The sequence below is a fragment of the Campylobacter sp. TTU-622 genome (genome assembly GCF_016598965.1).
Classification (GTDB): domain Bacteria; phylum Campylobacterota; class Campylobacteria; order Campylobacterales; family Campylobacteraceae; genus Campylobacter_D.
This window is the reverse complement of sequence record NZ_JAENKR010000049.1, coordinates 1-9,745: the sequence shown is the minus strand read 5'-3', so window position 1 is coordinate 9,745 and position 9,745 is coordinate 1. Positions and strand designations below refer to the sequence as shown.

Below are 9,745 nucleotides of genomic sequence, written 5' to 3'. Positions count from 1 at the left end.
GAATATGATTTAACTAATATTATGCATATTTTGCATTTTATAGAAAATATAAAACCCAAACTTAATCAAAAAAGCTAAAGACAAATTATAAAAATATATTGCAATTAATCTTTAAGTATGTAAAATACCTATTGCTATAATGTTATTTTATAACTTTTATAATAAAAAAGCTTTAGAAGTCTATCAATTTGAAGTTAAATTGTAGTTAAATAAAAAAGAAATTTGCTTCAAATGCCTAAAAATAGGTATTTTGAAGTAAGATATACTTGTAAAATTTGTAAATATATGGTATAATTATATATAAAAACCGAAAAGGAACAAAAATGGATAAAGCACAATTAATTATTTATTTGCAAAGTCTTTCATTCATTGTAGCTGGTTTAATATTTTGTTGCATTTTATATTTATTCAAAAATAAGATTAATAAAATAACACCTAATAATATAGATAATATAAACTCAGATATTAAAGATTTTATTAAAGATATAGCAATAGCTCCAGATCCTAATGCGGCATACATTGGACAAAAGATTAAAGCAAACACAGATTATCTTGTAGAAGAGCTTAAAAAAATAAAATCAAACCATTAAAAATATAGATTACAAATAATAAGTTATATTTCAAATCCAAGTTTTAAATAAATAAGTCTAGCTAAAAAAGCTAGGCTTACATATTTCTACCTTCTGTTATAAAATCTCTTAATTCCTTACTTCTATCTTTTCCATCTTTAATGTCTTTTTGTATATTTGCATAATCAATTTTATTGTTTCTTTCTTCTATGGCAGTCCCTGCTTTATATTCAGCTGCACCTGCTGCTTTTTGAACTTCAGAAGCCAATCCTTCTGATTTAATATCACTAGAAGCATTTCTTGTTTGCAAAAAGCCTTTGTGTCTTGAATTTAAGTCATCTATAGCTTTATTATGATCAGTCATAGCACCTTTTGGATCATAATAATTATGTTTTGCTTGTCCATGTAATCCATTTGAATTTACATTAGAATCTACGCCTGCATAATGCGATAATCCTTGCATATCTCCTCTTGCAGCCATATTTTCAACAGCATTAACAGCAGAAGCTACGTTTTCTTTATTAACTACGCCATTATAATTTTCATTGATATAGCCTTGAATAATAGATGATCCACCATCATAACCCACTGAATTATTAAGTGTTTTAGCTTCATTATAGCTATCCATAGAGCTTTTAATACTAGCAGAATTGGTAACATTTCCTGTTTTAAGAAGATTGCTAAATGAAGCACTTGCATCTCTATTTTTAGAAATTTCATTAGAAAGACTTTCGCTAAATGATTTATTAAATGTTTCTTTTTGATCTTTACTTAAATTTTGATACCAAGCTTCAGATTCTTTTGAATTTGTAGATAATTCGCCACCAATAATACCTAATCCACCACCAATCTTTCCACTCATCACATCTTCATAAGCTTGTTTTGCATCAACACCTGTTGCTTTAGCATAAGCATTAGCTAAGGCATGTTGTGCTGCATTAGTAATAGCACTTCTATCATTTTCAGATAAGGCTAAATTATTACCTTTACCACTAGCAACCTCTAAAGCTCTTTGAGACATATTAGAATTTGAAATAGCATCACTTAAAGCTTGTGCTCTTGTTTCTAGATTACTTGCAGTCATACTTGCATTTAATCCTTTAATAGAAGCATTACCTATTGAACCATCCGCATTTATTACAGCAGAACTTCCCGTCATGTTATCTTTAACTAATTCACCACCATGTTGCATATCTCTTGTTCCCATGAAACTTCTACCGCTAACACCAAACGAAGATTGAAGAGTATTATAACCTGCACCCACAGCCCAAACTTCATCTCCTCTAGGAGCAGCTATACTTGTTTGTGTAGATAAGGCTTGCTGATTTGCAAAGCTTCCAGCAGCTCTTGAAGCACCGCTTAAGGCTTGAGATAAACCTGAAGCAAAACTTATAAATCCTTGCTCACTTGCTTTAGCTATAGCATAAGCTAAAACAGGAGTGCTCATTACAAGATAATTCATAAAATTTGATCTACTTGCTACTTCTTTAAAAATAAGCATATTATCACCCAAGCTTAAGGCTGCTTTTCCACCTGTAATTACTTGAGCTACTTTCATAAGATTAAAATCATTTAAATAATTAATAATACAAAGTATAGGAGTCCAAAGCACTATCCAAATACATAAAGTAAAAAACATTTTAAGATAAGACCAAGTACTAAAAACAATAGAAAGTAAAGCTACAAGCCAAGATAAACCTATAATAATAGCCGTTAAATACGCCTTAGCTAAAGGTAAATAAGTTTGTGCCATATGTCCTTGTACTTGCATACTAGCGTAAAATTGCTGATCAGCATAAGCAGTATTTGCAGCCACAGAAGCAGGATTTAAACCTACTGATTTAGCCGTATTAATGATTGCATCTTGAGAAGCAAGCATTACCATAGATTGTTGTAAATAAGATCTTGCACTTACGGCTTGCTCATTATAAATTTGTGCAGCTCCTAAAAATTTTTGCTCATAACTTGCCATATCATCTACTATACCAAGTAAAGCAGCATGGATTTTCATTGCTTCATCTGTATCGTTTTGAATCATTTCAACGATTCTAGGACCAGCATCAGAACAAGGAACAATGCTTTGTTCTTCAACATTATTATCATTTCTAAACAAAGGAGTAAGTTGTGAACCATTGCCTATATTTGTAAATAAATCTTGCATTAAATTATCAGAGTTTTGAAAAAGATTTCTACCTTGTTGATTAAGTAATATACCTACTGAAACACAATTTCTAAAATAAAAATCAATGTTCTTTTGTAAAGTTGCATCTATAGCTGATAGCTTTACACTTGGCAAAGTACTCATTACTTGAAGTGAAAAACCCAAACCTGCGTTTGAAAAATTTGTAGATTGAGGAGTTGAAAAATGTTTTTCCATAGCTTTTAAAATAATTCTTTCAAATTGAGTCATAAAAGCAAAACTTTTTCCTATGCCAATAGGGATTTGAGAAATTACATAATCTTTACTTGTTACTTCATCATGTATCATAAAACGATGATTATTGTCATTTGGAGCTCTTAAAAACATATACCATGCAACAGCAAAAAGTAAAAACATCTTTCCAAATTCAAATACAGGATTTGTTTGTCCATCCATTGCTTTTTTAACACTAAAAAGCAAAAGAGAAATACCCAAAGCCGCATTAACAATATAACTTGTTTCAGTGGTTATACCTTTAACTGCTTGCATGATTTCATTCATTACATCGCCATAACCCCAAGTATAAATTAAATTACCATTAGCAATCTCTGTTGCACCAAACAAAAATGAAGGTGCAAAAAACAAAGTGCTAAGGAATAAAAAGTAAAATCTTTTCATGAATTATTTAAAGAAGTTAAGAGTTTATTTAGTATAATTACAAAAGGTAGATGCCAAAGGCGGCTACCTTTGGCATTAATCATAACCTAGAAAGGCGGTGATTAAATTGTCTAATCAAATTATAGTAATTATTATACTATCATGTATAATAGTTGTCAAGTGTTATTAACACAAGATTCCCCTTTTTACAAGGGGAGCTATAATTTCCCTTTGGCTTACTAAACAAACTTTTAACTAAGCTTCATCTCCTTTCTATAATTAATTAATTTTTTCTAGTTTGTAGGTTTTTTCGTTGCATTTTCTATATTGTTTTGAATTTTTTCTTGTATTTTTACTGAATCAGCTTGTATTTTACCTATATCAAAACTTCCTACAATATCAGCAATAAATTCACTTAAATCAATTTCGCTAAAATCTAATTTTTGGAATTCTTCAGGAGTAAAACCTCTACATTGAGGACCCTCTGCGCTACCCCAACCTTTTTTAAGTTGAGAGCGACCTTGTTCATTAAATATTCTTCCTAGCTTAGAATTAAAACAGCAAAAACTTTTCTTTTTTTCAACACAAATTTTTGTAAAACCTAAACTAATTTTTTTAGAACAATATTCTCCTACCTCATGACATTTACCAGCATCATTTAATTTAGCTAGTTTTTTCTCTTCTTCTTTACAAGGTACAAGTCCTAAAAATACATTATTCTTATCACAGCATCCCCCACCAAGCAATCCAGCAAACATATCCCAATTTTTACAACGATTATCTTGTCCATTAAAAATAAGAATTTGTCCAGAACAAGTGCCATCATCATTCCATCTATTATTATTTGCATCATTAACGCCTACAATAGTATCACTATCTTCTACATCGCTTACTCCTTTATAACAAGGAAAAGGAGAGCATTGATATTTATTATCTACTAATACACACTCTCTACTACTATTAAAAGGACAAGTTTTTGTTACACCTAAACAATTTTTAGCAGGAGGAATAGAAGAATTACAACTATCACCTATACCATCTCCATTAGTATCAATTAAATCATCTATACTTTGAGGAGAACAAACCCCACCTTGTTCTTTAGGCTGATATCCTGTAGGGCAAGTATATTTATATGCACTAAAAGGAATACTTTGGCTTTCTTCGGTGCAATTAAGATTTCTACCAAAATTACTACAACTTATATCTTTTCCAATGGCTTCATAAGTAAGTTGCCATCCACCACTTCCTACTGTGGCAAAAAATGCTACTGATTTATTAATACCTGTATGTAAATATTGTTTTAACTCTATATTTAAATTTTTACCACTAAATCTTGAAAGTTCTCCATAAACATCATTATTTGGACGATAAGGAATATAATCAAGTGCATCTTTGGTATTATTTGGTTTATTACCTATAACAGCAACTGTAGAATTTGGAGCAAAAGGAACAACCCAATCATCAGCACCTGCATAAACTAATTTAAAACTATCAATTGCATCAATATCTGTAATGTATATATCATTTGTTACAACTTGCCAAGCGTTATAACCTATATTTTTAGAAAAGGTAAGTCTTACTTTAGTTTTTCCTGTTTTTAAAATTCCACCTTCTATTTTTTCACTACCACCATCTACTGCATCGTTTGAATTTACACATTGTGTAAGTTGTGCTGGACAAAAATATTTTTGTTGAGAGTTTTGCAAGCAGGCTATAGATTGTCCTTGAGTATTTGTAGGTTTAAAATTTGGATCATCACTCATATTTGTATTGCATTGCATAATATCTGTTGCAGTGTGTCCATTATCATCTCCACCGCTACTACCACCAGCACAATCAGGTATTTTATCAAACTCTAAAAGAGCATAATTTCTTACAGGATTATTTGTATCTCCAAAATGATTACCTTGATCACTCCATTGACCGCTAGGACTAGCCATAGCCACCCAATGCTCCCCAAGTGGAGAAACTCTTTCTTTTCCATCTACAATATCATATTTTTTTAAAAGATTGTCAGGTTGCGTCTTTGCCCAATTTTTATAAGTTAAAGGACCGCCTTTAACCGTTTTAAAACGACTATCATCATAAATGCAACCAGAACTTCCTTCTTTGCAATAATTACTTGTATAATTTGGATCATATATGCCTATCCAAGCATATTGTCCTCCTCTAAATAATGAGCTTAAAAAATCGTTTTCATCTTTAGAATTAGGAATTGCTAAATAACCGCCACTTTCTTCAGCTAATTTTCTAGCATCTTCAAAAGTCATTTTTTGAACAGTAACTGTATAATAATGCCCATTAAATTGTTTAAAATCATTATAATCTGTACATTGAATAGCAGCTTGAGAAAGACTAAAGCCTGCTAAAATAAAAATAAAAGCAAACTTTAGTATCCTAATTCTAGGAGTAATAGGAGTATCAACATGTTCAGTGTTATTATAACAAAATAATCTTAACAAATTGTAATTTTTCATATTGTTTTTCCCTTAAAGGTTAATAAAACATCAGTATTATTTGTTTTAAAAAGAAAATCAAATAAAAACTTTATCTCTCTATTTTTCCTAATCTTAACATCACAATTAAAATTATTCATTTTTTCCCTTTTTACTATTTTGTGCTATAATATTTTATCCATGAGGTAGATGGACAACAAAGGTTTTACAGAGCCTTGTAGGTGTGATAAAAGCTCGATTCTTAAAAAGGGTCGAGCTTTTTTTTTGGCTATTAAGTTGGGTATGCGGGAGGAAATCACACCTAAAAAGGAGTCCACAATGGATTTTCTAAATACATTCATTGCGGTTACCGCAGTGTTAATCACACTTTTTAGAGAAGAGATAAGAAAAATATTCTTTAAATCTAAAAAGTAGCTAACCGCCTTCTGTAAAGCCCTGCTCCAAAGACTTACCACCTTTGGAGTGGTTTTTATTTTGAACACACCATATCCTTACTGGCTTCATCTAATGCTGATAGTTGTGCTAAAGCTTCGCCCATATCATTAATTTTTCCACAATCATGTTTTAAGGTTTCATTTTTACTATCAACAGGACACTTAGTCCAATTATTTGTACATTCTCTAATTTCACTTTGATAAATAGTAGTATTATTAGTTGAGTTTTCTCTATTTGTTCCATCATTAAAAGCCGAAGTATCTTCTTTAGCTACCCTTACTTCACAAAATTTTGCATTCACTTCAGGAGTAGCTTGTATATCTCCTAAAACATTTTTTCCACTTGTAGTATCTATATAAGAAAAATCTATTTTAGAGCTACCTTTTGAATATTTAGCACTCTGATCAATGGATACTGTATTATTGTAAACTTTATCATTAAAATCCTTATCTTCAGGTGCTGTTTTATTATCAGTGCCTTTATAAAAAACAGAATAAGCACTATTTTCATTATTTGATTGTGAAGTTGCTAATTCTTTTCCTAAGCTTTCTAAATCACTTGAAGAATCAACATTAATTGCTTGTCCATAATTATCACATACTGAGTAATCTTGACCTCTATAACTTAAAGCACTTCCTACTTTAGTAGCCTTAGAAAGAACAAGTTGTGTTTTTGCAGATAATGCTGAATAAATAGGACCTGCAATATCAAAAAGAATTTTATCTCTATTTTTTTACAGCCATAGAACCACAAGAACTATTAATACAATAACATCCATTTAAATTATCAATTGTGGTTTTTATAAGATTAATATTATCACCATAGCTATACTTAAAATATTCGCAATTATTCCAAGTATTTCTATCACATTTAACAACACCATCTGTGCATATTCCACTAATATTGTCAAAACTCCAAATTTTATCTATCTTGCCATCAACATTTTTATCAAATTTAATTTTAATATTAATATCACTTGTGCCTGTATAATCTATATTAAGAAATTCTCCGCTTTTAGATTCATCGCAAGTCATTTGCACATTAGCTTTTTGTTTTCCATCTACTGTTCTAATTTCGCCACCATTTGTAAGCGAATTAATAGCCGTATCAGTATTTGATTTAAAATAATTACTAAGTTGTGAACCAAAGTTATTTCCTTCAACGGCAGCATCATTAGTAGCCTGCAAAAAATTATAAGCCACAAGGGCTAAAAAAGATATTTTTTCATATTTTCTCCTATCTTCCTGTTCCATAATTAAATATATCGCTAACACCATAGAAATTAGAAATAATTTTTCTAATTGAATCAACTTGTTGATTATCTCTAATAATAGCTTGTGCATTTTCAGCAAGTAATGCTCTTGTAGTTTCTTGAACCTTAGAGACCGCTGCATTGAATTTAGCAAGATCATCTTTGTGATCGCTTGAGAAATTAGGATCCATTCCTTGCACAGTATTAATATTTGTTACAAACTCATTGAATAATTCACTAACAAAAGCATCCACCATTAAAAGAGCTACAAATTCATATACAGCATCTCCATTAAGCCCTGTAGAAGCTTCAATATTTAAAATATCTGCAACAGGTAAAGGTGCAGCATTAATTAAATTTTTATCATCATCATCTAAAGTGCCTTTTGCTTTAATTTTAACTACAATGGCTTTAAATTTCTCAATTAATAAAGAACGTATATCTTTATCTATAATAACTTCGGTTTCTTTTCCTATAGGTTCTTGATATAAACCATTCTCATCTTTTGTAATAGTATAAGCAGTAAATTTAAGTTTTATAGATTTATTTTCACCATTTTTATTCCAAAGTGCCTCAAGGAAGCTATCTGTATTTAAAGTAGGACCTATTAACATAACCTTTTCAGGATCAATCATATTTTTATTTGTAATAGAAGTACTTTTTTCGGTATAAGCGACCAAATCGCCAAATACACCTCTTAAAATATCTTCATATTGATCTTCTCCAAGAGCTTGAGCAAAGAAACTTGCTTTTCCTTTTTCAATCACTTTTTGAATAATTGAGCCTTGTTTTAAAATCTTAGCTGCATTAGTTTCGCCACTTTCATCAGGAGTTGCATTTACAATAGCATTTGCTTCTTTGGCAAATTTTTGAACAGTTTGAGCTGTTCCCTCCATTCCCTGAGCAAAAGAAGATAGCCAGCTATCATTTTGTCCACTTTCAGTATTAGAACTAAGCATTTTTCCAAATTTATTAGTCCAATTTGTTGTCATTTGACAAGTATCAAAATTCATACTATTAATAGCATTTGCTATTTTTTCAAGTTCATCCATAATAGTTTGACAATCTTTACAAAGCGTAGAAAGAGCCATTTGAAATGCGTATGCGGGTGCAGCAGAAGCAATCTTTTTAAGCTTTTCAACTAAATATTCAAAATTTAGATAAGAAAAACCACCAAATATCATATCAATACCACTACAACCCACATTAAAACTTGGTGCAGTTACTGAAAAAGGACGTATAGTTTCACCACCACCCCATCTAATTCTTGCGCTTCCTCTACTAATAAAACCAGAAACTTGAGATTTATAATAACCAGAGTTTTCAGAAGTAATTGAACTACCCAAATTATTTTGGATAAAATTTGATAAATTAGCATTTAAAACACTTGGCAATAAAAATGCACACGCAATAGTAGAAATTACTACTTTCTTTTTTAAATTGCCCATATAGAAACTCCTTTAATATTTTTTTATCTACAAAACCCCAATACCTACTATCAAAACTTCTAGGATGTGTTCCCATTACAAAAAACTTATCTTTTGGTATGACTCCGTTAAATATAAATTGTTCTACTTTATTTCCATCCTTATCTGTTTTTTGAGCAATACCCAAAAAAACATTGTCACAATAATATTTCAAACCTTTTACACTTAATGTTTGTCCTTCTTCACATCTTACATATTTTCCAAAGTTAGAATCCTTATCAAAATATCTTGTTTGTACGGGTAAGGATAATATGGCAATTTATAAACAACTTTTTAATCTTATAAAATTTTTATATTTCTATCTAAAATACAAATTTATCTTAAAAGAATAATTCTTTTAAGGTATAAATTTTGATTTAATTTTACATACTCTAAAATTTTTTACTTTCCTAGCGTAGTAAAATAAACTTATGTTTTTTAAACACTACTATCAATTAATCATTTTTTATAAAAATTCAAATTTAAAGATAGTTAAAAATAACTTTTATTTTAAAGATTTTTCTTTTTTGTATGTAGTTTTATTTTTGTATTGCTTCATTATATTTGCTTTAATACTTTTTAGATCATACAACCCCAAACAACTTAAAGTCATTTAGGGTTTAGGAGATTAAACTAGTTCTTTATATTTATTCTAATTTAGAATTATTTATATTCTTTTACCACACATAATTAAATTGAGCATATCCTGTATGAGTTTTACCATCTTTATCAAACATTCCATTGTAGTTTAAGCTAAAGTAGAATGCTTC

The 9,745-nt window shown here is 29.9% G+C and carries 7 protein-coding genes and 1 pseudogene; 1 reads left to right on the top strand and 7 read right to left on the bottom strand.

What is annotated here, in order from left to right:
- The first annotated feature begins 323 nt into the window (after positions 1 to 323).
- Positions 324 to 590: a hypothetical protein gene (locus JG677_RS05545; protein ID WP_200285598.1), complete on the top strand. Its 267-nt coding sequence runs from the start codon at positions 324 to 326 to the stop codon at positions 588 to 590.
- A 76-nt stretch (positions 591 to 666) separates the two neighbouring features.
- Here JG677_RS05545 and JG677_RS05540 read toward each other — a convergent pair whose 3' ends face one another.
- The 7 genes and pseudogenes from JG677_RS05540 to JG677_RS09090 form a co-directional block, all read right to left on the bottom strand.
- Positions 667 to 3,387 carry a conjugal transfer protein TraG N-terminal domain-containing protein gene (locus JG677_RS05540; protein ID WP_200285596.1) on the bottom strand — a complete coding sequence of 907 codons (2,721 nt, stop codon included), beginning with the start codon at positions 3,385 to 3,387 and terminating at the stop codon, positions 667 to 669.
- A gap of 272 nt (positions 3,388 to 3,659) precedes the next feature.
- Complete coding sequence (traN, locus tag JG677_RS05535) at positions 3,660 to 5,843, bottom strand: conjugal transfer protein TraN (protein WP_200285594.1); 2,184 nt, start codon at positions 5,841 to 5,843, stop codon at positions 3,660 to 3,662.
- 448 nt (positions 5,844 to 6,291) lie between these two features.
- Complete coding sequence (locus JG677_RS05530; protein ID WP_200285592.1) at positions 6,292 to 6,558, bottom strand: hypothetical protein; 267 nt, start codon at positions 6,556 to 6,558, stop codon at positions 6,292 to 6,294.
- A 424-nt stretch (positions 6,559 to 6,982) separates the two neighbouring features.
- Positions 6,983 to 7,510 carry a hypothetical protein gene (locus JG677_RS05525; RefSeq protein WP_200285590.1) on the bottom strand — a complete coding sequence of 176 codons (528 nt, stop codon included), beginning with the start codon at positions 7,508 to 7,510 and terminating at the stop codon, positions 6,983 to 6,985.
- Positions 7,494 to 8,957, bottom strand: a complete 1,464-nt coding sequence (locus tag JG677_RS05520; protein WP_200285588.1) for a conjugal transfer protein TraH — start codon at positions 8,955 to 8,957, stop codon at positions 7,494 to 7,496. The genes JG677_RS05525 and JG677_RS05520 overlap by 17 nt, the downstream gene beginning before the upstream one ends.
- Positions 8,881 to 9,150 carry a S26 family signal peptidase gene (locus JG677_RS08835; RefSeq protein ID WP_325099558.1) on the bottom strand — a complete coding sequence of 90 codons (270 nt, stop codon included), beginning with the start codon at positions 9,148 to 9,150 and terminating at the stop codon, positions 8,881 to 8,883. The genes JG677_RS05520 and JG677_RS08835 overlap by 77 nt, the downstream gene beginning before the upstream one ends.
- Positions 9,151 to 9,652: 502 nt before the next feature.
- Positions 9,653 to 9,745 (bottom strand): annotated as a pseudogene (locus JG677_RS09090) (autotransporter outer membrane beta-barrel domain-containing protein); the annotation flags it as partial.

Excerpts from the sequence above, each read along its gene's own strand:
- JG677_RS05545 (WP_200285598.1), top strand. The coding sequence starts at position 324 with ATGGATAAAGCACAATTAATTATTTATTTGCAAAGTCTTTCATTCATT.
- JG677_RS05540 (WP_200285596.1), bottom strand. The coding sequence starts at position 3,387 with ATGAAAAGATTTTACTTTTTATTCCTTAGCACTTTGTTTTTTGCACCT.
- traN (WP_200285594.1), bottom strand. The coding sequence starts at position 5,843 with ATGAAAAATTACAATTTGTTAAGATTATTTTGTTATAATAACACTGAA.
- JG677_RS05525 (WP_200285590.1), bottom strand. The coding sequence starts at position 7,510 with ATGGAACAGGAAGATAGGAGAAAATATGAAAAAATATCTTTTTTAGCC.
- JG677_RS05520 (WP_200285588.1), bottom strand. The coding sequence starts at position 8,957 with ATGGGCAATTTAAAAAAGAAAGTAGTAATTTCTACTATTGCGTGTGCA.